Origin of the sequence: Fibrobacter sp. HC4 (assembly GCF_023373925.1) — a bacterium.
Taxonomy (GTDB): domain Bacteria; phylum Fibrobacterota; class Fibrobacteria; order Fibrobacterales; family Fibrobacteraceae; genus Fibrobacter.
The window spans coordinates 1-25,586 of the sequence record NZ_JALCZV010000012.1; the positions used below are offsets into that span (position 1 = coordinate 1).

At 49.5% G+C, this 25,586-nt stretch carries 23 protein-coding genes; 6 read left to right on the forward strand and 17 right to left on the reverse strand.

Features of this window, described 5'->3' with window-relative positions:
* Positions 1–413: 413 nt before the first annotated feature.
* Positions 414–1,655 carry a pyridoxal phosphate-dependent aminotransferase gene (locus tag MMG03_RS09045; RefSeq protein ID WP_249506135.1) on the reverse strand — a complete coding sequence of 414 codons (1,242 nt, stop codon included), beginning with the start codon at positions 1,653–1,655 and terminating at the stop codon, positions 414–416.
* Positions 1,656–1,788: 133 nt separating this feature from the next.
* Positions 1,789–2,871 (reverse strand): expansin-like protein, encoded by a 1,083-nt coding sequence (locus MMG03_RS09050; RefSeq protein ID WP_249506136.1) that lies wholly within the window; start codon positions 2,869–2,871, stop codon positions 1,789–1,791.
* A gap of 723 nt (positions 2,872–3,594) precedes the next feature.
* Between MMG03_RS09050 and MMG03_RS16290 the strand changes: the two genes are divergently transcribed.
* Genes MMG03_RS16290 through MMG03_RS09060 form a run of 3 tightly spaced genes read left to right on the forward strand, consistent with a single transcriptional unit; the run spans position 3,595 to position 4,734 of the window.
* A complete protein-coding gene (locus tag MMG03_RS16290; RefSeq protein ID WP_369077390.1) occupies positions 3,595–3,849 on the forward strand; it encodes a PDZ domain-containing protein in 255 nt (84 codons plus the stop codon).
* Positions 3,850–3,866: 17 nt separating this feature from the next.
* Positions 3,867–4,277 (forward strand): hypothetical protein, encoded by a 411-nt coding sequence (locus tag MMG03_RS09055; RefSeq protein ID WP_112131961.1) that lies wholly within the window; start codon positions 3,867–3,869, stop codon positions 4,275–4,277.
* A gap of 10 nt (positions 4,278–4,287) precedes the next feature.
* On the forward strand, positions 4,288–4,734 hold the full coding sequence (locus MMG03_RS09060; protein WP_112131960.1) for a hypothetical protein: 447 nt from the start codon (positions 4,288–4,290) through the stop codon (positions 4,732–4,734).
* A gap of 456 nt (positions 4,735–5,190) precedes the next feature.
* On the opposite strand, the gene MMG03_RS09065 is transcribed toward MMG03_RS09060, so the two are convergent.
* The 4 genes from MMG03_RS09065 to MMG03_RS09080 form a co-directional block, all read right to left on the reverse strand.
* Positions 5,191–5,853, reverse strand: a complete 663-nt coding sequence (locus MMG03_RS09065) for a hypothetical protein (protein WP_073285226.1) — start codon at positions 5,851–5,853, stop codon at positions 5,191–5,193.
* Positions 5,853–6,584 carry a tetratricopeptide repeat protein gene (locus MMG03_RS09070; RefSeq protein ID WP_073235836.1) on the reverse strand — a complete coding sequence of 244 codons (732 nt, stop codon included), beginning with the start codon at positions 6,582–6,584 and terminating at the stop codon, positions 5,853–5,855. The genes MMG03_RS09065 and MMG03_RS09070 overlap by 1 nt, the downstream gene beginning before the upstream one ends.
* A gap of 84 nt (positions 6,585–6,668) precedes the next feature.
* Positions 6,669–8,444 carry an NPCBM/NEW2 domain-containing protein gene (locus MMG03_RS09075; protein ID WP_249506137.1) on the reverse strand — a complete coding sequence of 592 codons (1,776 nt, stop codon included), beginning with the start codon at positions 8,442–8,444 and terminating at the stop codon, positions 6,669–6,671.
* Complete coding sequence (locus MMG03_RS09080; protein WP_101480009.1) at positions 8,444–9,682, reverse strand: M18 family aminopeptidase; 1,239 nt, start codon at positions 9,680–9,682, stop codon at positions 8,444–8,446. The genes MMG03_RS09075 and MMG03_RS09080 overlap by 1 nt, the downstream gene beginning before the upstream one ends.
* 87 nt (positions 9,683–9,769) lie before the next feature.
* On the opposite strand from MMG03_RS09080, the gene MMG03_RS09085 reads away from it, so the two are divergent.
* Positions 9,770–10,777 carry an MlaD family protein gene (locus MMG03_RS09085; protein ID WP_073235830.1) on the forward strand — a complete coding sequence of 336 codons (1,008 nt, stop codon included), beginning with the start codon at positions 9,770–9,772 and terminating at the stop codon, positions 10,775–10,777.
* Complete coding sequence (locus MMG03_RS09090; RefSeq protein WP_073159012.1) at positions 10,771–11,571, forward strand: hypothetical protein; 801 nt, start codon at positions 10,771–10,773, stop codon at positions 11,569–11,571. The genes MMG03_RS09085 and MMG03_RS09090 overlap by 7 nt, the downstream gene beginning before the upstream one ends.
* 72 nt (positions 11,572–11,643) lie before the next feature.
* Here MMG03_RS09090 and MMG03_RS09095 read toward each other — a convergent pair whose 3' ends face one another.
* From MMG03_RS09095 to MMG03_RS09140, 10 genes are all read right to left on the reverse strand, one after another.
* The gene (locus MMG03_RS09095) at positions 11,644–12,501 is read right to left on the reverse strand and encodes a hypothetical protein (protein WP_112131959.1); all 858 of its coding nucleotides are present in this window, start codon (positions 12,499–12,501) and stop codon (positions 11,644–11,646) included.
* A gap of 21 nt (positions 12,502–12,522) precedes the next feature.
* Positions 12,523–13,416, reverse strand: a complete 894-nt coding sequence (gene pyrF, locus MMG03_RS09100) for an orotidine-5'-phosphate decarboxylase (RefSeq protein ID WP_073159016.1) — start codon at positions 13,414–13,416, stop codon at positions 12,523–12,525.
* 23 nt (positions 13,417–13,439) lie between these two features.
* Positions 13,440–14,786, reverse strand: a complete 1,347-nt coding sequence (locus MMG03_RS09105) for a TrmH family RNA methyltransferase (protein WP_073235828.1) — start codon at positions 14,784–14,786, stop codon at positions 13,440–13,442.
* Entirely contained in the window at positions 14,783–16,651 is a 1,869-nt protein-coding gene (gene dxs, locus MMG03_RS09110) for a 1-deoxy-D-xylulose-5-phosphate synthase (protein ID WP_073235826.1), read from the reverse strand. Before dxs ends, MMG03_RS09105 begins: the two co-directional genes overlap by 4 nt.
* Positions 16,651–17,538 carry a polyprenyl synthetase family protein gene (locus MMG03_RS09115; protein ID WP_249506138.1) on the reverse strand — a complete coding sequence of 296 codons (888 nt, stop codon included), beginning with the start codon at positions 17,536–17,538 and terminating at the stop codon, positions 16,651–16,653. Before MMG03_RS09115 ends, dxs begins: the two co-directional genes overlap by 1 nt.
* 68 nt (positions 17,539–17,606) lie before the next feature.
* On the reverse strand, positions 17,607–19,370 hold the full coding sequence (locus MMG03_RS09120) for a hypothetical protein (RefSeq protein ID WP_073159022.1): 1,764 nt from the start codon (positions 19,368–19,370) through the stop codon (positions 17,607–17,609).
* Positions 19,367–20,203: a TIGR02147 family protein gene (locus MMG03_RS09125; protein WP_073159024.1), complete on the reverse strand. Its 837-nt coding sequence runs from the start codon at positions 20,201–20,203 to the stop codon at positions 19,367–19,369. Before MMG03_RS09125 ends, MMG03_RS09120 begins: the two co-directional genes overlap by 4 nt.
* Positions 20,204–20,249: 46 nt before the next feature.
* Positions 20,250–20,645: a hypothetical protein gene (locus MMG03_RS09130; protein WP_073159026.1), complete on the reverse strand. Its 396-nt coding sequence runs from the start codon at positions 20,643–20,645 to the stop codon at positions 20,250–20,252.
* A gap of 4 nt (positions 20,646–20,649) precedes the next feature.
* Positions 20,650–21,978 carry a GGDEF domain-containing protein gene (locus tag MMG03_RS09135; RefSeq protein WP_073159027.1) on the reverse strand — a complete coding sequence of 443 codons (1,329 nt, stop codon included), beginning with the start codon at positions 21,976–21,978 and terminating at the stop codon, positions 20,650–20,652.
* Positions 21,979–22,029: 51 nt separating this feature from the next.
* Positions 22,030–23,151, reverse strand: a complete 1,122-nt coding sequence (locus MMG03_RS09140) for a GDSL-type esterase/lipase family protein (RefSeq protein ID WP_249506139.1) — start codon at positions 23,149–23,151, stop codon at positions 22,030–22,032.
* Between the two features lie 59 nt (positions 23,152–23,210).
* Here MMG03_RS09140 and MMG03_RS09145 point away from each other — a divergent pair, with 59 nt between their 5' ends.
* Positions 23,211–23,690 (forward strand): c-type cytochrome, encoded by a 480-nt coding sequence (locus MMG03_RS09145; RefSeq protein WP_249506140.1) that lies wholly within the window; start codon positions 23,211–23,213, stop codon positions 23,688–23,690.
* A gap of 11 nt (positions 23,691–23,701) precedes the next feature.
* On the opposite strand, the gene MMG03_RS09150 is transcribed toward MMG03_RS09145, so the two are convergent.
* Entirely contained in the window at positions 23,702–25,555 is a 1,854-nt protein-coding gene (locus MMG03_RS09150; RefSeq protein ID WP_249269352.1) for a hypothetical protein, read from the reverse strand.
* Positions 25,556–25,586: the final 31 nt, after the last annotated feature.

The following is a 25,586-nucleotide window of genomic DNA, read 5'->3' on the forward strand; positions in this document are numbered from 1 at the left end:
CGAACAACAAGATAAAGCTACTGATACGGACTGCCTATGGCTTCAGGAACATGAACAACATGCTGTCGCTGATAATGCTGAGCTGTTCCTATGTAGATGTACAGATAGCCTACGAATGGGAATCGGAATCGAGAGAATCATCTAGCAAGGCTGCCTAAATGCTTCCACACATGTTGATGATGCCTCATAAAAGTTTCAAATAAAAAATATGCTCTTCTTTTTTGCAACGGAAAGAAAAATCGTCTCAAAAATCAGGGCAACGGATTCTTTTCAAAAAAAATAAAGATTCCCAGCAATGCAATTGAAGTACTTATAGAAGTCTCTGACACGGAACATGGGCGATATGAAGCAATTGCCAAATATCCTGTAACAAACAATGCAAATTTTTAGCATGCATTCCCATTTTCAGGATCCTATTTAAGCAATTTACGGGCACTTTCCAAGCGGTTCAATGCCTCAATCAAGGTTTCGTCCTTCTTGGCGAAATGGAATCGCACCAGATGGTTCACAGGTTCCCTAAAGAAGCTACTGCCAGGCACTGCGGCGACACCAACTTTCTTTGCCAAGTCCATGCAGAAAAGTTCATCGGGACGAACGGAACCCGAGCCCGTCATGCCGATTCCTAGACCCGCGGCGGAACCGCTTGCTACGAGGCTCGCCAGCTTGCGATCGTAACCGAATTCTGAAATATCCACCATCACGAAGTAGGTGCCCTGAGGTTCTGTAAACTTGAATCCCAGATTGCGGAGGCCGTCAGTAAACAGTTCCTTCATGTGAGTGTAATGGGCCTGCAGTTCGGTATAATATTCGTCGCCAAAATTCATGGCGGTCACGCCCACTTCTTGCAACGGCGAAGAAGCCCCCACCACCGTAAAGTCGTGAACTTTCTTAATGCGTTCCATGATGGGCTCGGGCGCAAGAATGTAACCCAGGCGCCAACCTGTAATGGAATAAGTCTTGGAAAGGCTGGAACATTCGATGGTACGCTCACGCATGCCAGGCAACGTAGCCATGTGGGTATGAACGTGAGGCGCAAAAATAATGTGCTCGTACACCTCATCCGTAATCACATACAAATCATACTTGATGGCAAGATCCGCAATAATCTGCAGTTCCGCACGAGTAAAAACCTTACCGCTAGGATTCGAAGGATTGCAAAGCACCAGAGCCTTTACGCCCGGCTGCTTCATGGCATCTTCAAGGACGTTGGCGTCGAAGGTAAAATCGTCAGGATTCAACGGCACATAAATAGGAGTAGCACCGCTGAGAATTGTATCCGCCGTATAGTTCTCGTAGAACGGAGAGAAGATCACCACCTTGTCGCCGGGATTGCAAACCGACATCATGGTGATCATCATGGCTTCGGTACTGCCGCAAGTAATGACGCATTCCTTTTCGGGGTCAAAGCGCATGCCGCTGAAATGTTCCTGCTTGTTGCAAACCGCCTCACGGAAATTCTTGGCACCGATGGTCAGCGCATACTGATGAGGACCGGACTTGGCCACTTCCGCCATGCGGTTCTGCAATTCCACCGGCGGGTCAAAATCCGGAAAACCCTGAGACAAATTGACGGCACCGCAAGAATAGGCAATGCGGGTCATGTAACGGATAACAGATTCCGTAAAATGGCTAGTGCGATCGCTTAAAGGTTTCATAAAAAACGTTCTTTTTTACAAATTCATTTTTCAAGTTTGCGGAAACAATCTGCTTTAAATATGGGTTTAAGCAATTCAGATCCGCATACTATAAAAAAATAGAAATATGGAAGTCACAAAAGGAACTGCAAACTTACAGGTAGTAATTCGCCTCGCCCACAGCCAAGTCGCTTCCCTTGATTTGCAAGGTATCGGGCACACCAGTGCGGTACTCGATAATCAACTTGACCATATCATCACTCCGCAAAATTCCCTGAGGGACCGTCCAGAAGTTTTCCGCTTCGATGGCGTACTTCAAAGCTACAGGTTCCGCATCCGTCACCGCAGAAATTTGCGTCACGGCATCCTTCGGGTTACGAACCTGCACAATGCTCCAGTAAGGGCCAGCCCCTTCCTTCACCCAGACGCTGGTGGAATCGCCCCACACGCCTTCAACGCCTTCGCAGGATACGAATTCCCATTCGCCGTAATAGCGGCCCACCGTAATGCCCATGATGTCGCTAGCAGGTGCGCCACCCAAATCCACACCGCAACTTTCGTCGGGGCAGCGGTCCGTAATGCGCACCGTAACGCGCTTCCAGCCATCAGGAGTTTTCGCCTTTACGCGAACGCAGCCACCGCAGGCAAGGCCCCCATTCCAGGGTCCTTTATCGTCACCGCTAGAAACGTTCACATGGATGGCGGCATAATACTGGATGTTGGTCTGGCCGTAATTGCAGGCGCCACCCAGACTGGTTTCTTTCTCAGTTATGCTTCCGTAAGTCGTAATGGAACCGGCACCGCCGCGTTCATTCAGCACCGGGTCCTGAGCCGTATAGTTGTCGCACTTTTCGCAGGCACCGTCAGCGTCGTCAAAATACCATTGATCGGATGCATTTGAAGAAATCGGCTGGGACGCAGAACTTTCGGGAGAAGAATCTGTAGAATGCTCTGCGGAACTGCTCTGCAAGATTCCGCCCGCGCTAGAAGTTACGCCGGAATTTGACGACACCGCGGAGCTTATCGGAGCTTCGGCACCAGACGACCCCGCCTGCGTCATACCGCCACTGGATTCCTGCGAACCGTCGGACGAACTTACTCCAGACGATTCGGAAACGGCAGCGGAACTATCAACTGGTCCCGCATCCGACGGACTTGAAGAATCTTCACCACAGGAAACCATCATGGCTCCCGCAAACAACAAACTTAAAACGTTTTTTCTTTCCCAAAAACTCATATACATGAATATAAAAAGCCCCGCGCATTTTAATCCGCGCAGAGCTTAATTTTTTGCGTTTACCTGCTGGTCATTGCGACGCTCGCCTTACCAATCATTGCGCTCTGCGAGCGCAGGACTTGCGGATCGGTCATGCCGGCAAACAAGCTTTTCGTCGCGACGCTCGGCTTGCACGCTTTTCCTTGACGAGTGCGCAGAAGTCAGCCACTTCGTATGTTGGTCTTATGGGCGTTTCCCACACTATCGTGTGGGTCGGGCTATATTCTGGGGGCAATCGGCTGCGCTTACGCTTGCAGCTCACCTCCCAGAACCAAGCCTCGCTTCGCGAGTCTTGTCCCCAAGGGGTCACAATCCCTAACGCAAATTTTAATAGGATACAAAAAAATACCATAAATTACTCAAAGTAAGTACAACGTGCGCAAAATCATTGTGTGACAAAATCTACTCCATTGGGATTTTTGCTAACCCAAACAGACTCCTGAATTCAAAATGATCTTCAAAAACTCTTTGCCGAATGTTTGTAAACAAATTTTTTCTTTAAATCTTGCGTTTTTCATACAAATTCGCATTATATTTTAAACATCTTTTTCTACAACATAATAGGAGGATTAATGAAAAAAGATGGCCTTGATGGCGTTTGCTCTTTGTGCAACGACACTTTTTGCTGACGAATCGTTTGGAGGCATTGGTCTTGTTGTACAAGACTGAAACATTGGATTAGGAATTGAAGCTATCATCCCAAACACACCTGCGGCAAAATCTGAATTAAAGGTAGGCGATTTAATCATCGCTGTAGATGGTAAAGGGTTTGAAAATCTGTCGTTCGAACAATCCGTTTCCTTATTCCGTGATGTAAAGAACAAACCGATTGTTCTCACATATATCAGTGATGGCGACACACCTATGGTCAAATTGTTCATAACTACGAGAAACCTTTTGGTGGTAAAACATATTGGGCGATGTTTACTGCATGCCTAACATTCAAGAAAAGGGAGATGGATCCTTTTCCTTGGTTTAACGGAATTCATTCCATACTTGGTTATAGTTCGTCTTTTCATCCTTACGAAAATGAAACGTACAAAGTAAAATGCGGGCTGTTTAATCAATTCAAATGCTCTCGAACAAGACATTCTTATTACGTTCAAAGAGATTTTGCAGAAAATTGGATTGAAGATAAACAGAGTATTTGGGATTCTTACAAAAATGCAGTGTATAGATGGATGGTTCAAGACCGTAATTATGGAATAGAGCCAGTAATTGTTTTCCTTTTTGGCTCTGTTGATGGAAAAGATTTTGATTCATCGAATGAGACCCTTGAAAAATCCTATCAAAAGCCATTGTATAGGAACTCAAATTTAAAGTTGGCTTATAAATGGTGCACTTTTGGCACGCCTGAATATGATTAGGAGAGTCTTTATGAATAAATTATTGTTGCTATTTGCCATGATATTCGCTTTCGTTGCCTGCTCAAGCGGCAGTTCCAGCGATATCGAAGATGTGTCATATAACTATGATACTTCTCTTGACTATAACGAAGAACTTTTAGTCCTTGATTCTATATCAAATTGCATAAGAAACGCTGAAATGCTGGATAAAATTTACACAAGTGATTCAATCTTTATCAAACAAGAAAAAAACGGAAAAAAAATAACTTTTCCTTCTCAAATACATAGTTCAATTGATAACATAAAATCAATTGGCGTCTACGAAAAAGGAGACACTTTAAAGGTTGAACTCATTGAAAAAGAAAAAACACATCAAAAGCAGCTTTTGTGTCCCGTTTTTGTTTATGCAACAATTAAAGGGGATATCAAAGAAAAATACATATTAACCTTTACTGGTTTATATCCCTTAGTCAAATAGCCATCTATATTCGAAAAACGGCTGTCCTAATAGGAAGCCGTTTTTTGTATTTCTGCCATATAAGTATTTTAAGGACGTTTTACGCGCTCCTTTTAGAGACTTCGCCAACACAAAGCGCAAATAAAACTGAGGCCTATACGAAAAAAGGCAGGCTCTTTCGAACCTGCCTTTTGAGTTGTAACGCTGCCGACCCTGAGTTTCCTCAGGGTGACGTTTGCGGGCGCTTGTGCCTGTACTGACTACCGCACAACCTGGCGGTCGGCGTTGGTCATTTCAAGGAACTGGGCAACGGTCATCTGACCCTTGGGGACTCCTTCGGAGTCCTTCCCGCTCGCCTCTGTCCTATGCCGGCAAACAAGTTTGCCGTCGCGACACTCGCCTTACCAGTCATTGCGCTCTGCGAGCGCAGGACTTGCGGCTCACTCAAGAACAAGCAAGCTTGTTCTTGGTTTCGCCTTACCAGTCCTTGGCAGGTCTTGCCTGGCCGCGGAGGGGTTTCCAAGGTTTACGTTCACCATTCTGTTCGTCAAAATCCTTCAAAAGCTGGCTGGCTTCTTCAGGGCTCATCTGACCTGCAGGAACCTCCTGCGGTTCCTCGGGCTGCTGGGGCTGTTCGCCCTGGCTATCGCTGGACTGTTCCTCAGGCTGCTGCGGTTGTTCGCCGGAGCCGCCTTCGCTATCAGAACTCTGACCCTGACTATCGCTAGACTGGTCACCATTATTCTGATCTTGATTCTGGTCCTGCTGATCCTTGTCCTGATCCTGGTTTTGATCTTGGTTCTGGTCCTTATTCTGGTCTTGATTTTGATCCTGATTGTTCTGATCATTCTGATCGTTCTTAGGATCGTTTTTCTTATTCTCGTTCTTCTGCTCGTCCTTGGCTTCCTGAATGCGATCCAGGAGCATCTGCAGCTTCTGATCATTGGGATAATACTGCAAACCTTCATTACAGGTAATTTCCGCAGAAGGCAAGCGATTCTCAATGTACTGGAAAGCGGCATCGCTATAATAAGCACTTGCAGACTTGGGAGCGGCAAATGCAGCAGCGGCACACAACAAGACGCAAACCGTCATGCGTACCGGGTTCTTCACTACGTTCAGAATGACGTCCTGGAACATTAGATCACCTCCAAGTCGTTATCGGTGTTGCTGGCATCGATTTTTGCCTTGGGCTTGCGACCGGCCTTGATTTCAATGACATCGTCAACACGCTGCACATAGGCATTCAGCTGACCAGCCGTTTCATCTTCGGCGATAATGTTTTCCAGAATCTGCTTGGCTTCTTCGTACTTGCCATCCTTACTCAGCTGGAGGGCTCGTGCCAGGGCTTCCTTGGCCTTTTCACTTAAAGGAGGCTGCTTCTGGTCATTGTCCTGGTTCTGATCCTGATTCTGTTTCTGCTTATCCAGTTCCTCTTTCAGTTTTCGCTGGACAATTTCAACATTCTTCTTGGCATTTTCAAAATTGTTGTCCAGGTCGATCGCCTTTTTAAGGTATGCCACGGACTCACGCCAAGCGGCAATACGTTCGCTGGGCTCAGCGGCCTTTTCACCAACGCGGAAATGGGTATTGGCCAAATTGTAGGCCGCCTTCGCCGCCATCTTCTTATCGGGCATGCGTACCGCACTTTCCAATTCCTTCTTGGCCTCTTCATAATTTCCAAGGCGGTACTGGCAAGTTCCGATGTTGTAGAACAGCAAAGGATTTGCCGGCTCCGATTCACGGGCCTTCATGTACTTTTCAAGGGCTGCGGCATAATCGCCTGCGGCAAACAACTTATTGCCATCATTAATGGGGCGCGCAAAGCCCATCACCGACAGCAAGACAATCAACAAAATAGACAATCGCATATCAAATTTCCTAATCGACCAGTAATATACAAAAAAACGAGGTCCCAGTACTTTTTGACTACGGACCTCATTTTATCCCTAAAACTACTTCTCTGTATAAACCACAGGGTTTACCCAGTCAGCATGGTCAAAATTCTTGGCGCCCATTTCGTCAGTCACCAGAGATATTCTACGGCCACCGCGAATATCCAGATCCGCCGATTTTACCTGACGGCCTTCCATACGGCCACTTCTCCAGATTTCACGGTTGTCCAGTAAGACGATAAAGTCTACGACACCATTGCCCGACTCATCATCCACGCCGCAAGTCACCGTAAATCGGGTCGCATTCTTCGGCAGTTCATAAACGTGCCTTGAAGGAGCATGGGTTCCAATGCCTGCTACGTAAAGTTCGCCATTGACCCGCAGCGGATTTCCATCAATGGATTTTCCAATATGGGTGTTTCCATAACCCTGTTCCTGATGGATCAAGTTCAAATCATACACAAAGACTTCACCATCCTTCAGGCTGTAAGCGGAACGGGCCATCTGGGCAAAAGTACTTCCCATATCCACGCCATAAACCAACAACAACAGCACATAGGGAACAAGTCCCGGCAAGGGGATTTTTTTGAACAGCCCACAGAGACGTTCAAACTTTTCAGGAGCAATGTTCTGAGCCAGGAAATAGACCATGGCAAAAATGCCGGCAATGGAAATCCAGAACCAAAGCGCGTCGCCACGGGTAGACATCAGCATCGAAATATTCAAGTAAGCGACAGCCGACAAAATTACGGCACCATTGATGTTCGGCTTTCTCTGGCAGGACACCGCCGCAACGCACATGACAGCCGCGGCAAGGCAGTAACGTTCATGCATGCAAGGCAACAACATAAAGAAGGCCAGTGCATTCAGGGCAGCTACCATCATGATGGCGCCCATGTCAAGCCTCCTGAAGAAAGTCACCAGTAGTACCGCGAACGAAACGATTACAAACAAAATCTTTCCCATGAGGCCCGGATTCATAAAAGCCGGAGCCCATTCGAATATGGGCCTGGTATCGGGAGTCATGTTGCCCACGAGGGCCATCCACAAGTTACCCGCATTCATGGCCGCATAAGGGTACTGCCCCACGGAACCCAGATAAGCCTGAGAGAATTCCTTGGCAAAGTTCCCCGCCAGAATAAACGGCAAGAAGACCAGCACAAAAACAGCACCGGCAGCAAACAAGCCCTTCCACATAATCTTGCGGTAGCGGAGAGCCAGGGCTCCGAAAACCGGGAGGAACATAATCATCTGGAACTTGGTCAAAAGACCAAGCATGAACAGAGCCATACCAATCGCAAAAGTATTGGGCCTTGCCGCATACCACAGCGCCCACACGCAAATCGTTACCGGCAAGATATCCACCTGTCCCCACACAGGTCCATCCAGGTAGAACGCAGGATTTATCGCCACCAAAAGCATGACCACAGTCTTTATCTGCGGCGGCCAATCACGACTCCGCAGGCGGAGCCACACGAAATGGGCCAGGGATACATGGGCCAAAATCACAGGTAGCAGGCAGAACTGTTTCAGTTCATAATCCAATTGCAACGAAAGCCCCGTGGCCTTGTAGAAGGCAGCCACCACGCGAAGCCACAAGATATAAAACGGCGGATAGTCGCCCGAAAAATTACCGACGCCCATTTCAAGGTTGCTGATCCAGCTGCGCCAATAGCCCAGGTCAGAACTGAATCCCAGCGCATGGAGCATCACGAAATTCAGGAAAACAATAAGTAAGCCCCAACTGGCAAAAGACTTTCGATCCAAAAAAGAATCAAAGGTAATTCTTCTAAAAGAGTTGATTCTATTCTTTACTTTATTCAATACAAGCTTCATTAAAACTTCCCCATGAAATTTTTCAAAAGACTAATCAAATCCACATGATCCTTAGAGGCGATCATCTCACGAATGCTGTGCATGCTGAGCATGGGCTCACCGATATCTACAGTGGGAATTCCAAGTGAAGCCGAAATGGTAGGACCAACAGTACTTCCACAGGGCATGTCATTACGGGTGATGAACGTCTGATAAGGAACGTCTGCCTTTTTACAAAGAAGTTTGAATTGTGCCGAAGAAAGAACGTCACTGGCATAACGCTTCTGGGCATTCGTCTTTAGCACCACACCGCCGCCCAAGACAGGCGCATGGTTTGATTCATGCTTCTGCGGGAAGTTAGGATGTTCTGCATGAGCCATGTCAATGGACAAGGCTAAGGAATCAGCCAACACTTCAGACAGGCTACGGCCAACACCACCATTTTGGGCATAACGGTTCCAGAGGGTTTCAAGAGTTGACTGGAGGAAGTTTCCGCCAGCACCATCACGAGAAACAGAGCCCACTTCCTCGTTGTTCATGAATGCAGCCACCAGGAAGTCATTTTCGGGAACATCCGAATTCAGCATTGCTTCGGCAATGGCGTGGCAACTGCTCAAGTTATCCAGGCGTCCGGAATAGACCCATTCATCATTAAAGCCACCCACACTTGCAGGTTGGGCATCAAAAAACTGGACGTCAAAATCAAGCAGGTGTTCATCACCACCCAGTTCCGCCTGAAGGACATCGGCAAATTTCCGGGAGGCATCTGCGGCGCTAGAACTGGAACTCCATAACGCATCCAGATCCGTCTGGGGGTTCACCTTCAGACCATCCTGATTCACGCCACGGTTCAAGTGGATTGCCAACTGAGGGATACGGAACAACTTGCTTCCGCGAATCAGTCGAGAACCGACTTGGCCATCCTTTTCAAAAGCCAGCAGACCGGCATATCCCAGATCACGATCCAGCCAGCTTGTATAAAGCAGGCCGCCATAAGTTTCAACATGAAGTTTGTTCACTCCCGCACAGTTCTTGTCGGGATTGGGAGATATCCTGAGCGCAGGAAAATCCGTATGGGCCAGGGCGATACGAAACCTGGTGTTAGAATTCACCTTCCTAGGCAAACGGACCACAATAAGGGCCCCATTTCGTTCAAAAACGGAGTCCTTACCAAAACCAGCCTTTTCAAAAGCCTTCTTTAACTCCGATACCGTGTGAAAAGGTGTTACTGCACTATCTAGAAACTCAAAAAAATCCATGATCTCCTCAAATATCGCTTTTAAAAAATAGAAACATAACGGAAAGACCCATCCAAGTGGTAAATAATTATTTATATATTTCCCAATATGGCTTTTAAACCGCTAAAGCGCATCAACTGGATGGAAATTTCCGGCCTCCTGGTCGGAATCTTCTTTACCGTTGCCATCATGATTTTTGGCATTGTGCTTTACGCAAAGCTTTTCTCATCTGGTATGATCGGCGTGGAAGAATACAAACTCCACAGTAGGTTCGAAAAGGCGTTCGGCTTACGCCCCGGAACCCGTGTCCAGATTAGCGGTGTAGACGTGGGCCAGATTTCCGACATGGAAATTGAAGGCGAAGGCGTCAAGATGGAATTCATCATCCGCAAGCAATACCAGAACTGGATTACCGACAGCGCCAAGGTGTTCGCCATCCGTGACCAGAACCTGATTTCGGCCCGTGTTGTTAACATCGACGTGAACCGCGGCAAGGGACGAGTACTGGAGGATGGAGAATTCTTACCTCCGGGCCAGGCGCAGGATATCGAAACCGTTCTTGAAACGGCAAACGAACTTCTGGGACGCGTAAACGTACTTGTCAACGCTGCCGACACCCTACTCTCCATGGCAATGGATACGGGAACTACCGTCGGCGCATTGTTCGGCTCCCGAGGACTTTACGACAACCTGAACCGCCAGCTAGGTCGTCTAGACGATATGACCTACATCGGCAAGAAGGTCTTATTCCAGGCAGCAGGCTTGTTTGACACGATTCAGACAGAAATGCCTCTCCTGTTAGGAAAGGTCAATATCATCGCCGACGACGTATCCGCTATGATGGGTGAACTGAAGCCCATTCCCCAGCGAATCGACGGCTTGATGGGTAGTATCGATGGTATGATGGGCAAGGTCGACAAGACTTTCGAACGTGTAGATGGAGTCCTTACCGAAGTTGGCGTACTGACAAGCGGAATCGGCGACTTTATGGAAGCCACCGAACAGACTTTGCAGAATGCCGACGACCTTATGGCAGGAATCTCCAACATGTGGATAGTCCGCAGATCCATGCCCTCCAAGGATAGCGTGCCCTTCATGGTGGAGACCCTATGGTAAAGAAACTGCCTAAGTTCCGCCTTGCCCGCACAGCAGCCGTCGCCATGGGAATCGCCCTGGCCGCCACTTCTTTCGCAGAAGCCTCCGAATCGGGAATTCTTGCTGCAAGAGCCCAGCGTTCCTTCAGCAACGGAAAGTTCGCCAAGGGTTACGGCCAGCTGGAAAGAGCTCTTCTCGCCAGCCGCAAAGAATCCGACCTATTTTCTGAAGGTCGAGTTCTGATTAACATGGCACGAATCCGCACCATCAGCCTTGACCTAAACCTGGCAGATTCTCTGCTTACCGTTGTCAGGCCCGAAGCCCTGGACGTCAGCACCTTGGTGCAGCTGGTCACCGCAAAGGCCGCCATCGCAAACGCCCGAGGCGACTACCAGAAGGCAAACAAGAACTGCGAATCCATCGTTGCAGACTCGCTAAAGAATGCGCAAGAAACTGCACAGGCCGCTTATTATAGCGAATGCGCCATTGCCCAGGCTGGGGCACGTCAGATGGATGCCGCCAATGAATCCCTCAAGATGGTCGGAAAGCGAACCGACAAGAAGGGCGGGTTCTATGCCTTTACCGCAGCCCGCATCGCAGACATCTCTGGCAACGCCGAAGCAGACTCCCTCTACCGCATCGCCGAAGCCAAGGCAATCCAGGCAAACCTCCCCTTTACCACGGCAACGATTCTGTACTTGCGTTCCCAGCTGAAGTCTACGCCTAAAAAAGAAGCCGAAGACCTGAAGTTGCGTTGCAAGAATGCGTTCGAACTGATCGGCCTCCCCAACAACGCAAAACGTTGTTCTAAATAAAATTTTTCGGAATTTATATAAGCAAGAAAGCCTTCCTTACGGAAGGCTTCTATTTTTTAAAGTCAGCTGTTTTTAGTTCGACGTAGAATCCGGCAAAGCCACGGCAACGGAATCGCTAGGCGGCTCAACACTGTCAGTCTTGACTTCCGGTTCCTCAACCTTCTTCATAGCCAGCAATTCCCTGTACACAAGGCCAGGATGCATCTTACCCTCCACCATGGCATTCATGAGGAACTTCACCCTCTGATAGGTTTCATTCTTCTCGGGATCGCCAACCATACCTTTATATCCAAGAAGTCGAAGAACCTTGGAATAAAAACCTTCCCTGAACTTCTTGAAGCGAGGTTGCATCATGTCATTCAGCACTGATTCCAGGGCCATTTCGGTCTGCATGGTATCCAGCTCAAAACTGCGGTAGATGGTACGGATATGGGGCGGAATAGTGGTATCGGGGCTATCGAAATAACGGCGCATCACGTTTGCGGCCTCGGTCTTGTTCGGATGGGGACCGCGAGCAAGACGCATGGCATAGTAGAGCGAATAGCGCCAGTTTTCAGGGTAGACCTTACTGGCCCTGCGAAGCACCACAAAGTCAGAAGTATCCTGAGCATCGACAGGAGTGATACCGCCAACAAAATAGTAGGGGGTATTAAAAAGGCTATCCAACTCCGTGCAAAGATTTGCCACATGACCCAGATAGGCATACTCCTTACCCGTCAGGAAGCTTTCACCCAGTTCGGTAAGACCCTTGATCCAGAAAAGCCCCGCCACAGATGCATCGTGACCGGCAGCCACATAGCGAACAGAAGAGGCCTTGGGCAAGAAGGATTCGTCGAAATTGGTACTGGGAAGAGGCTTTGCCATACGGAAAGCCACCGCCACGAGGGCTACTGCAACAACGATTACCGCAATAAACCTAACAGACCGCATTCGACTACCTCAACCTTGTTCCTAGATCTGGCAAGCTTCAGCCAGACGTTCCAGGGCGTCAACGCATTCGTTAGCGAAGTTTTCGGGCTTTTCGCTACGCTGGTAAGCGAAATTCAGACCACTGGAGCTGTTCAGCACATGGAACTTGCGCTTGCCGCCACCGTTCTTGATTGCGGTAAGTACAGTCTTTGCATCGCCACCCTGACCACCGGGCACACCAGGAATGGAAACGCCAGGAATCAGGAAGGGAATTTCGTGCTGGTGGGCAACACAGTAGGCGGTAATCTTTTCAAGTTCTTCGGGATGAGTTGCACCGACCACAGCACCGAAGAAGCCCTTGTCGCCGTCCCATTCAAAGATCTTGTCGGCAACAGAGTAGAAGGCTTCGTTCACGTCGCGGGGATCGTCACTACCGATAACAGGCATATCCTGGAAATCGTGAGCGCCCTTGTTGCTGGTACGGAGCAGCACATAAGCACCGTTCTCGGAATTTTCGCGAACAAAGGGATTCACGGAATCGGAACCCATCCACGGGGAAACGGTCACCACGTCAGCCTTGTACACGTCAAAGGCAGCGGTAGCGTAGGCAGCGCTGGACTTACCGATATCACCGCGCTTGGCATCGAGAATCACGGGAATGCCAGCACTCTTGTAATCAGCAATGAGCTGCTGCAAGGTGAGCATGGCCTGCACGCTGACGCATTCGTAGTAAGCGCTATTGGGCTTGACTACAGCGGGCTGCACATTGCGCTTCAGGCAGCATTCCAGAATTTCGGAATAGAAACGCTTGATCTTGTCTTCGGCAGAACCTGCAGAAACACAAGGGTCAATCAGCTTCATCACCGGATCCATGCCCATGCAAACCGGGTTGCCGCACTTGGCGACGCGCTGTTCTAGACGTTCATGAAAGTTCATTATAAACCTCAGCTATTTCCGTTTTACTTCAGTTCGTCCAGGATCTGGGCGGCTTCGTAAGAAAGGATGCCGTGAGCCACAGCAACATTCAGGGATTCCAGATCGCTACTCATGGGGATCTTGACGGTTTCGTCAGCCAGTTCAATGAAGTAGGGATTGGTGCCAGCACCTTCGTTACCCACCAGGAAAGCCATCTTGCGGAGCTTATGCTGGGGAATTTCGCGGAGGGACTGCTTACCGTGAAGATCAGTAGCAATAATGGTGTAACCCTTGCTGCGGAGGAAGTTGATCTGGTCGATCAGGTCAACATCAAATTCGAAAGGCACGCGGAGGAAAGTACCCGAGGAACCACGAACAACCTTGGGGTTGAAGGGGCTAACGGTACCGCGACCGAGAATCATACCATCGGAACCGAAACCGAGGCTGGTACGGAAGAGAGTACCCAAGTTACCCGGATCCTGCACGGCGTCCACGAGAGTGAGGATGCTACGGCTGGATTCATAGGCAGGCTTCTTGCTGGCAATGCGGGCCACGGCAATCACACCCTGGGGGGTAACGGTAGAAGACAGACGCTTCATCTGGTCTTCAGTCAAGATGTTAATCTTGATTTCAGCTTCATTAATGGTTTCGATCAAGCCTTCGTCAGCGAAACCTTCGACAGCATAAACGCCAACCACCAATTCACGATGATGGGAAACCAGTTCCTGCACAACGTGAACGCCTTCACCAATGAAACGGCCTTCGCGTTCGCGGCCCTTTTCGGTGGTGAGAGCCAGGAGCTTCTTGAACCAAGGCGGGTTGAAGTTTACATCTTCGCTAACTTCAGCCTGGGCTACGCGTGCTTCCAGTGCGGCTTCGTCCAGAACTTCTTCCACAGCTTCTACAGGCTGTTCTTCAGGACGCTGACGGTAAATGGGGCGGCTAAATTCACGACGTTCGCCACCATCGCGGTTAAAGGGCTTGCGGTCGCCACGGAAGGGGCGGTCACCGAAAGAACGGGGGCGACGGTCACGATTGAAGGGGCGGTCTTCGCGGTTGAAGGAACGGCCTTCACCTTCTGCGCCTTCATGGTTGAATTCACGACGGTCATCGTCGCGACGGGGGCGGTCACCAAAGGGACGGTCACCGAAACGGCGTTCGCCGCGGTCACCAAAAGGTTTGCGGTCACCGAACTTGCGATCACCAAAACGGCGTTCGCCACGGTCACCAAACTTTCTGTCGCCAAAAGACTTGCGGTCGCCACGGCCTTCACGGGAGTCACGGCTATCGCCGTCACGACGGGGGTTACGACGGTCAGCAGCTTCGCTGACGCCGAACTTGCGGTTCAATGTGGCCTTTACGGTGCGGTTTTCGTTATTTTCTTCGCTCATAGTTTTTCCATTATTTGTTTGGCGACGGATTCCCCGTCAATATTCAAAAGTTTGTAGAGGGCCGAAATTTCGCCCTGTTCAACGAATTTGTCCGGAAGTCCGAAGCGGAGCAAACGTTTGTCCGTAATTCCGAGATCCATAAGCAGTTCGCCGATAGCAGAACCAAAACCACCAACTAAGGTATTGTCTTCGAGAGTTACAATAGTCTTGTGGCTTTCGAAGAGTGCGCGGTAGCATTCTTCGTCCAAGGGTTTGATGATGCGAGCATCCACGAGAGTCGGGTTGTAACCGTTCTCACGCAAGACACTTGCAGTCTTCTTCAGTTCGTTAGTCATGAAGCCTGCACCCAGGAGCAAGATATCCTTACCCTGTTCAAGAACCTTGGGCAGTTTCGCATCAAAGTTCTCAGTTGCAGGTTCCAAAGTTTCTGCCAAGGCAGTACCGCGAGGATAGCGGATCGCCACAGGCCCTTCCATGTCGATAGAAGCCTGGATCATATCCCGAAGTTCATTCTCGTTAGACGGAGCCAGGATGGTAATTCCCGGAACCGTACGCAAGAACGACAAGTCAAAAACGCCATGATGGGTAGGACCATCGGCCCCCACCAAACCGGCGCGGTCAAGCACCATCACCACATGCAAATTCTGCAGGGCGATGTCATGCATGATCTGGTCGTAGGCGCGCTGCATAAAGGAGGAGTAGATTGCCACTACAGGCACCACACCATCACAGGCAAGACCAGACGCAAAAGTCAGAGCGTGTTCTTCGGCAATACCCACATCGATAACGCGATCAGGAAGTTCCTTGGCAACGATATCCATGCCGCAGCCCGTGGGCATTGCAGCCGTAATACCGATGACACGGTTATCCTTCTTCGCAATTTCAAGAAGGGTCTTACCAAAGATGCTGGTAAGAGACGGATTGGGCTTACCCGGAGCCAGGGGCAGACCACTTTCAGGATCGAAGGGACCGCAACCATGGAACTTGGTGGGGTTAGCTACAGCCGCAGACATACCACGGCCTTTTTCCGTCAGCACATGAACGAGGCAAGGCCCGGGCTGGGACTTGACTCGCTCCAGAATCATAATCAATTCATCGATGTCATGACCATCGATAGGACCAAAGTAGCGGACGCCCAGATCTTCAAAGAACTGACCGGGCTTCACAGCCGTCTTGGCAGCACTTTCCACCTGCAGGAACAGATCGCGGAAACGGGAACCCAGAATACCGGGAAGACGCTTCATCAGGCGGTCCAGGTCCGTACGCATCTTGTTGTAAACCGGATCGGAAATCACACGGTTCAGATACTTGCTAAAGCCGCCGACATTGGGCGCAATGCTCATCTTGTTATCGTTCAAGATGATGGTCATGTTCTGCTTAGAAATGCCAGCATTGTTCAGAGCTTCATAAGCCATACCGCCGGTCATGGAGCCATCACCAATAACAGCCACCACGTTGTTCTTGCGCTTGAAGTGGTTACGGGCAACAGCAAAACCCAGAGCAGCAGAAATGGAAGTGGTTGCATGACCTGCACCATAGCAGTCATACTCACTTTCGTTACGCTTCAGGAAGCCCGAAATACCGCCCTGCTGACGCAAGGTACCGAAGCGATCGATACGGCCAGTCAGAAGCTTGTGAACATAAGCCTGATGACCCACATCCCAGACAATCTTGTCTTCGGGAGCGTTGTACACATAGTGCAGCGCAAGAGTCAGTTCCACTACACCAAGGCTCGAAGCCAAATGGCCGCCATGCTTAGAAACCTGACCAATGATGGTCTCGCGAATCTGGGAGGCCAACTGTTCAAGTTCCTTCACAGAACAATGCTTAATGTCCTGAGGCGACTTAATGCTCTTAAGGTCCATTATTTAACTCGGGTAATGATGAAAGCTGCGACAGAGCGAAGGATCGTGGTATCGTACTTAAGACCGTCCAATGCCTTGATAGACTCGTCATAAAGTTCGCGAGCCCTTTCCCTGGACTTTTCCAGACCAACCAGAGCCGGGTAGGTTGCCTTGCCCTTCTCGATATCGGAACCGGCGTCCTTGCCCAGTTCTTCGGTGGTAGAAACGATGTCCAGGATATCATCGACAATCTGGAAAGCCAGACCGATAGAACGGCCATAGTCGCGAATAATCTTGATTTCGTCTTCGGTTGCGTTTGCCAGACGGGCACCCACTTCCAGAGAAGCTTCCAGGAGAGCGGCAGTCTTGTGGTAATGGATATAGTCCACAGTTGCCAAATCAACAGCCTTACCTTCGGATTCGATGTCGATCATTTCGCCACCGATCATACCATAGGTACCCAGCAGGTGAGCCAGGATTTCGATAGCCTTGGCATTGCCGGTCTTGCCCATCATTTCAAAAGCGTGGATGCAGAGGGCATCGCCAGCCATCACGGCGGTAGCTTCGCCAAACTGCTTATGGCTAGTGGGCTTGCCGCGACGGAAGTCGTCGTTATCGACGCAGGGCAGATCGTCGTGAATCAGGGAGAACGTATGGAGCATTTCCAAGGCGCTCATGGCGTAATCCACAGAGTTTCCCTTACCGCCGAACATGTCAAACGCAGCCTTGACCAAGGCCGGGCGCAAACGCTTGCCACCTGCAAACATGGAATAGCGCATAGCCTCATGAAGGCGACAGGGCTGATCCGTCACAGGGGGGAGTAATTCATCAAACTTCTTTTCCGCTTCCTGGGAGACGCGGGAAAGGTAATCCAGGGCAATAGCCGCTTCTTTTTCAAGAGATTCCATATTTACCAAATTTACATAAAAAAAGGCCCCCACAAAAGGGGCCATTCCTTTAAATGAAGCGTTTGAAGCTAGAAAAGCACACCATAAAGTTTAACGTCATCCACATAGACTTCATTCTTCGGACTCAGGTAGCAGTTGTCCTTGCAACCCGGGAAGAAATGAATCTGACGGACGCCGTTCTTTACGCGCTCCCAAGTACTCTTGCAATCCTTCTTTTCGTCATTATCGATGCAAAGTTCTGAAGGCTTGATTACAATACGCTTCCAGCTTGAATCCAGGGAAATCCTGGATGAGGCAGCCTTGGTACCCTTATCATAGTTCTCCCAATTTTCGAGAGTCACCCTGATGTTGCCATCGCCCTTGGCATAGAATGCGATGGAATCAAGATCCGAAAGATTCAGCGTTTCCTTAAACTGAGTTCCCAGCAGAACCCATGCGTAAGGATCAAAGGCAACCGAGTACTTTCCATGGAATACGGTAGATCCGCGAGAAGAATCCGCTTCTAGGTAATCGGCAATCTTATGGGAAGAATCAGCCTTGCCGTTCTTGTAGAAAGAGGACCCCTTCCACAGAGTATCGACACTCATGTACCAACGCGTATCGTCTTCTTCAAAGTCGTAAAGAAGTACCGACGGCTTTTCAGACTTGGAAACCTTAGAAGTCTTTACAGTCCAGTCAACAAAGGGTTTGGTTCCGTCATTATGAACAAAGTAAACTTTTAAGGAATCGTTAGCAGGAAGCGCAGGCAGCACATAGGCGCCAGACGCATCCGTCTTCACCAGTTCATCAAGGCCATAAACTCCAACCCAGGCAAAATCTTCGTCGGCAGTCAAGGTCACATTGCTGGAGTAGCTTACCGAAGTAGTCAACGTAATAGAATCAACATCCTTCAGCTCTTCTGCAGAATAAACTCTGGAATAGGACTGGCTTCCCGAAGTGACAGTCAGACGGTAATCGCCAGACTTAGGCCATTCCATATCAAAACGTCCATTCTCGTCGGCATACTTATCTGCAACAACCATGAAGCTCCTGACAAAACGAATTTCGCCAACGCTATCAAGGGATCTCAGGGCAACCGTGGCATAAGCCGCCGGAGAGCCGTTCTGAAGCAGCACGGAAACCTTGGGCAGAGAATCGGCAACCACCTCCGAAGAATCCGTTACGGAACTGTCAATTTCTACGGGAGTCTTATAGTTGTACTGCACCTGTTCGTAGGGCTGCAGGAACACGGACTCACGTCCCAGGTCTTCCTCATAGCCGTCATCCATGAAATACAACTGCAAGGTGTCGTTAGCAGGAATTGCCGGAATAAAGAATACACCATTGGAATCAGAACGCACCAGCACATCAGTGCCGACAACGCCAACCCATACCGCCTTGCTGCCTTCAGGAATATCGGCAACACCCGTCAGGGTTGCAATAGCAGAAAGGTCTACAACCCCTTCCAGAGAATCCAGAGCCTGATAGCTCTCATGAGAAACAATCTTTGTATAGGCAGAACCGTCATATGACACGGTCATACGGTATTCGCCAGAGTCGGGCACGGTCAATGCAAAGCGGCCAACACTATCGGTAACCGTCGTCGCCACGGCGACCACCATAACTTCTTCCTTAGCCTCGGGTACGGTATAGTCAACCTGATGCAAGGACACGCTGGCATTAGAAACAGGAACGCCACCAACACGGGCAACGATACCATTGGTAGTAATACTACCCGGTCCACCAGCGAGATTATTTCCGGAATCGGAAGGATTATCGGAGCAGGCAAAGAACGACGCTACCAATGGTAGCGACAAAGGCAAAACAAACTTTTTCAGCAACTGGCTGTTCATTTTTCCTTCTCCTGCAACGGTTTTGTAAAGGCAAGAGGGAACAACTGGATATTCAGCTGGAAAACCGTGTTGTCGCCTTCGCCTTCCTGAGATAAACGTAGTAAATCCGTTCGAAATTCATTAATCTTTTCGCGAATCAACTGGATATCATCCATGTTGAACGTCATGGTGACAGTGCTGATATCTCGCAGGTGCGGTGCATGACGTTCCAGCGACTCCCCTGCCAGGGCGATAGTGTCTTTCTGGAACTGTCGAACAGCGGCAGAGCGCCAGTTTCCGCCGGTACTCACGAAGGTATCGTTTACCTTCCAGAAGCCGTCGCGGTCTGTTGAAATCATGTTCAGTTCGTAAAGCAACTGAACGGCCGCTTTCGCCTCGTCCTCGGTAATCTGGGGAGTGCAGCATTCGGCTAGGCCTTGATAGTCATCCTTGAACTTGCAAATACCGATAATGGAACGGATTGCGTTGTAGTACCAGTGGCGGTAGAATTCCAGTTCCTTCTTCTGCAGAAGCTTGAGAGACACACCCTTTAAAGCCTGCATACGTTCGTAATGCTGCAAGGCTTCGTTGTCAGTCTTGGCTCGGCCAAAGAAAACCATTTCTGTCCAGTAGGCAGTTTCCTTTTCATCCAGTTCGAAGAACTGAGCCGCCGGCTCGATAAGCGCGGTAGAAAGGTGAATCTTGCCCTGGGAAACACGAAGCAGATTACCAGGATCGGCACCCATCTTCATAGCCATATAACGCCACGAAATCACAGTCTTGCGCTGCTTAAAGTCATCGAATGCGTCACGTAACCACTCGCGGTAGTCGGTATATTCAAAAATCTGCTTCATACAGAAAAAGATAAATCAGCCCGATGAGAAATCCCACCACCGCAGACTAATCTCCGTTGTGAAACTTTACAACGATATCCAGGTCCTTGCTGCAGGTCGCCTTCCACCGACATTCGGGGGCGGAATTTCTTTCCGCATCGACGCAAACCCCAGTAAAATAAAGGGTTCCAGCCTCTTCCTTTGATTTTCCGTATGCCACTCTGTATGCAAGATCCGCCACCGGCGAAGCCTGAACCAAATCCTCGCCCATCAGTTTAGCCGTGAGCCGAATCACACAATTATCCTTGGTGGGCATGGATTCTTCATCCTCGCCCACTCCGGGAATCCAATGAATCTGCAGGGGCCGGAACTCCGGCTCGGGGCTCTTCTTGGCGCAACCCGTTACGAGGACCGCGGCAAGAGAGCAAGCAACAGCTGCGATATAGAAGGCAGCCTTATTCATATCGTTAACGGGTACGCTTGAAGGTGGCGCTAGTCACCCTGTTGCGGCCGTTCTCCTTAGAAGCGTAAAGGGCCTTGTCAGCACGTTCGAACAGGCGCTTAGGATCTTCGCCAGCCACCATTTCGGCAATACCGAAGGAGCAGGTCACCTGCTGCTGCTTGATCAGCTGAGTATTTTCAATAGCCATACGGAGCTTTTCAGCAAGGAACTGGGCATTCTGGATCGGCGTGTCGCTGCAGAGGATCACGAATTCTTCGCCACCCCAACGGACCAGTGCATCCGTATTACGGATCTTGCTCTGGATCAGCTTGCAGAGGTTCACCAACACTTCGTCACCGACGCTATGACCATACTGGTCATTGATATGCTTGAAGTGGTCGATATCCAGAATCACGAAGGAAACAGGGCTGTCATTCTTGACCAGGTTTTCCTGTTCGCGCATCAGGATGCTGCTGAAACCGGCACGGTTGAGGCAACCGGTCAGCGGGTCTTCCTTACTGGACTTTTCGTATTCAGTCTTTTCGATTTCGAGAGCCTTCAGGTTCTTTTCCAGTTCTTCACGCTTCTTCTTGGCTGCGGCCCGTTCACGGCTATAGTCAAAGAAGCGGATGACCAGGATCATGAAGAAGGTCACGAACCACACACCGACGATGCCGGTCGTAAGGTCTTCCTTGGCAATCTTCTTGCCCTTGAAGCAGAGACCGCGGATTTCAAGAGTACCATAGCCCAGGGGAGCGTTGGTACCGGTCTGAATTTCGATCAGGGGGATGTTAGAAAGGTCTACACGAGCCTTATGAACGTCCACCTCGTTCTGAGCAACCCACCAGCCGGCCACGCGGAATTCCTGGGGAACGAACACTGCCGGATAGGTTTCATTCAGGGGGAAGAATTCTATTTCGTTGAACTTCAGTGAAGTTTCATCACCGTCGCGATAGATAGCGCTATCATAACCGCGCATGTAGAGACGGACGGAACCTTCACCACGGGGCTTCACCCACACGAAGATACTGTCGTAATGGGAAAGATCCTTACCGCGGACCTTACCATCTCCAAGGAAAATCTTCACGCCAGCATAAGGATAGGCGTAGCCTTCACGGAGTTCATAGTCCATGATGACAGAGGAATCCGTACGGGTCAGCTTTACAGCAGATCCGCCGCCATCCACAGAGTCGGACTGGGCGATGACGTAAGGGAAATCCGACAATTTGAGGAATTCGATATTATCTAAGCCATTTTCGTACGCAAAAAGGGCGATGGCGGTAAGAGCCAACAACACGAAAATCAGGATATTCATCCTGAACAGCACATAGATTTTCTCAAAGAGCCTAGACATAGGAAACCTATACTTATAAGATATTGTCCCTCAAATATATAAAAATAGGGGCTAACGGGATAGCCAGCCACCCAGTTTAGCTACAAATGGGCGCAAAGTACGGGCCAAATCGGCCTGGGAATGCACATCCGGATGCCCAAGGAGGCCTGCATTATCCGTACGGACCTCCACAAATTCCAAATCCTTGTGACCGGCAGCCAGTTCGGACTGGTAAATGGCCTTTACAGTGGGAGTCAGGTCATCATTGGGCCAGATTTTTGTGGACACCAGCAGGAACTTCACCCCTTCATGGGCCTTGCGCAGTTTCTGAAGGAGCTCCGCATAAGCCTTGGAGAATTCCTTCTTGTCGCCATAAGGAGGGTTTCCCTGGAAGTCATTGATGCCAATAAAGATTACAACCACCTGGGGGTGGAAGCTGCCAAAATCCCACTTGAGGGATTCTTCGGGCAGCTTGCCAGCCAAATCCGCCGGGGCCTCACCGGGAACGGTAAATTCATAAAGGCGAGGCACCTTCCATTCAGGCACAATATTGTCGTAATTGCGGACCATGCCGCGACCGCTAAAGGCGTTCACCTGAAAATCAGCCTTGAAGCCATCGGCAAGCAGGTAGGCATAGCTCTTGGAGGCGTTAGTCTTTTCGAAAACCAGGGACGGGTCATCGGAACCGCTACCTTCATTACCGAAGCCCACGGTAAAGGAGTCCCCAATAAATTCGATACGTCGGCCACTCTGCTTGGGAACGGAGCCAAAACTTCCGGAACCATCCAAAGAAATTCCGTAGACCTTTACGGAACCGGGATTCGTCTCGCTGATTTTCACCAGGCGATAACGGTGGGATTCACCATCTCCGGCCACCTTGACCGACTGGACCTTACGCGCACCGCTAACAAAGGCGGCAACTTCCCTTGAATCTTCTACGAGGATCCAGCGGGATTCCCCTTCCAGATCGAAATCAATAGACTTCGCCACGGCATTAAACTGAATAACTGCCGCCGGAGCGCTAGTCCTGCTGAACTGATTCTGATGATCCCAGCGGCCATTAAAAATGCAATTCTTCGCCAGCGAGCTTTCAGACAAATTATTCATAGAATTTTCCTTGGCCTGGGGAGAAGCCACAAAAGAAGCAAGTGCGAGTCCAAAGACCGCCACTTTAAAAAAAACACCTAATCTCATAAACAAAATTATAGTAATTGTCCCGACGTCCTCAAGCAAGCCTTACTAAATTGTCGTTTATGGGCGTAAACAAGTTTAAATGTTTATTTACACTGTTAGCTGTGTATGGGATGCTGCTAGGCACCTCCATTATGCCCGCATTCGCAAACAGCGAACCAGACACTTCGCAAAGCCCAGGCACCCCCGCCCCAGGTTCCGAAGGAGACACCCTCACCCGCGAAGACGCACGCATGGCCCTTCTCGTGTACAAACTTCTTCAACCCGATGGAAAATTAAAGGGAGCCAACCCGGAACGCGGGAAAAAACTTTTCAATCAAAACTGCAAGTCATGCCACGGCGAGGAAGGGCATCGACTCAACTTCGCCCACGATTACAGAAAGCCCCCGGTTTTCATCGGGGACCGAGCTAGAAATGACATGCCAACTTTCTGGTATCAGATGAATTTCGGCGATGATGACCGCAACATGGAACCCTACATAGACGAATTAACACTGGATGAGTTAATCGATATAGCGGGCTATGCGCAGACCCTGCCATAAGAAAACGAATTCTAGGGTTCCTTGCCGTTAAAGACCTTCACTTCCTGAATAAAGGACAGGTCCAGCATTTCCCTTTCTTCCTTTCCATAAATCTGAATTTCAATGACCTGGGGAGACTTGGCCAGTTTCAACGCATGGACAAAGAAAATCTTTTCTTCTTCCTTGGCATTACGCTTGACAGGATCCTTGGCCTTGACGCCAACCAAGGTTCCCACAGTCTTGGCATAACGCAGCACCTTCACCAGATCGAACGTGCTCATCTTCTGATAGTTGCTGCCATACTTCGTAGAGTTCAAGGCCGTCTGCAAAGTATTTTCATCGGCATCATCTTTCAGTTCATAGTCGGGAGCCTTCGCCTCGGGCCATGCCACGACAAAGTCCTTGCGCCATTCTTCGGTAGGTGCAGGAAGACGGTTCACGTCATGCTTTTCGACAAAGGGGCAATAACCGTAGTTTTCCAGAATTTCAAAAGCCTTATGTTCCAGTTCCGGCTTCAAGATAAAACCGTAACCGGGAATGTATTCGGTCGTAGCTTCGGTAAACTGCGGGAAGCGGGAAAGTTCCGCAAGCACTTTCAGATCTTCAATTTTCAGAAGTCGAACGGTATGAACTCTGGCCCCATAATAGGAGGAGTTCCATTCCGAAATTGTAGAGGCAACATTTTCGGGAGGCTTAATCCAGTTCTTGAAATTTTCGATTTCCGCTTCAGGCAGACCACACCTTAAACCCTGAATATAAGTTTCACGGTTCAAGGCAAAGCGGAGGAACACTTCATCATTTTCAACCTTGGAAAGACTTGCCAAAGTGAAAAGCACACGAGGAGAAGTTCCCGTCGATACGATCAGTTCAAAATTGGGCAGGCAGGAAATGTTCTGTTCAGGAATGGAGGCGATAGATGTTTCCACCCAGTCCTTGCCAGACTGTTCCATGACAACACCGGCCACCTTACCGTCAACCATCTGGAATTTCACAAATCCCAGCAGCCACAATTCACGCAAGGGGCGAGGCAGGTATTCCCAAGGGAGCTCCTTGTTCTTCTCTACCATGCGGAACGTCGGGTCAAGAACCCACAGCAGATTGCAGGCGTCGGCGACAGGACGAGGCTGTTCCAAAATTTTCAGCAACTGGACGCAGTGATTGCGATCGCCGCGGAAACGTTCCTTTAGCCACCAGGACACTACATCCTGATGCAAGCGGAAACCATTCTTACGAATAAATTCAAGAGCCTTTTCAGACGGAACCAAGCAGGAGTCTTCCTGTTCCAGCCAACCATTCCCTGTCAGGAAATTGAAAATAAAGGACAGCTCGTTTTCGGCAGCACGTTCAGACAGTTGCTTTGTAGACGTAAAGGAATCCACACAAATCTGGTAACCACGACGATGGATGGTACCATTGGTATTCACCTTCAGTTCCTTGCGCAAGGCGTACGACAACACCAGGCAGATGTGCCAGTCCAGCAAGTTCTGAAAACAGGCGAACTTGGCTCTAGCCGGGAACTCCATTTCAGAAGCCATTCCAAAGCAGCCCCAGAAATTAGAGAAACCGTAGTAGACCATCGTACTACCAGTAGATGTGCGCCACAGCAAATATTCACGGCACATATCCAAAAGGAACTTCTGCAGGTCGCGTACTTTTCCAACCGGAACGGTCAGACGCAATTCATTATAAGTCAAGCCGCGGGAACCGCTATTGTAAACCAAGCTGATGCAGCGACGCTGCCATAGTTCCATCTTGCTAAACAAGTCGGCAGCACGTCTGCGATCATCAAAATAAGACAAGGCTTCGCTCTGGATCAGAGCGTTATTCAAAAGACCCTTATGTCCGAAGGCCTTCGCATGGACACCACGAAGGAGTTGCTTGGACATTCCATCAAAAAACGAATTTAAATCGTACATC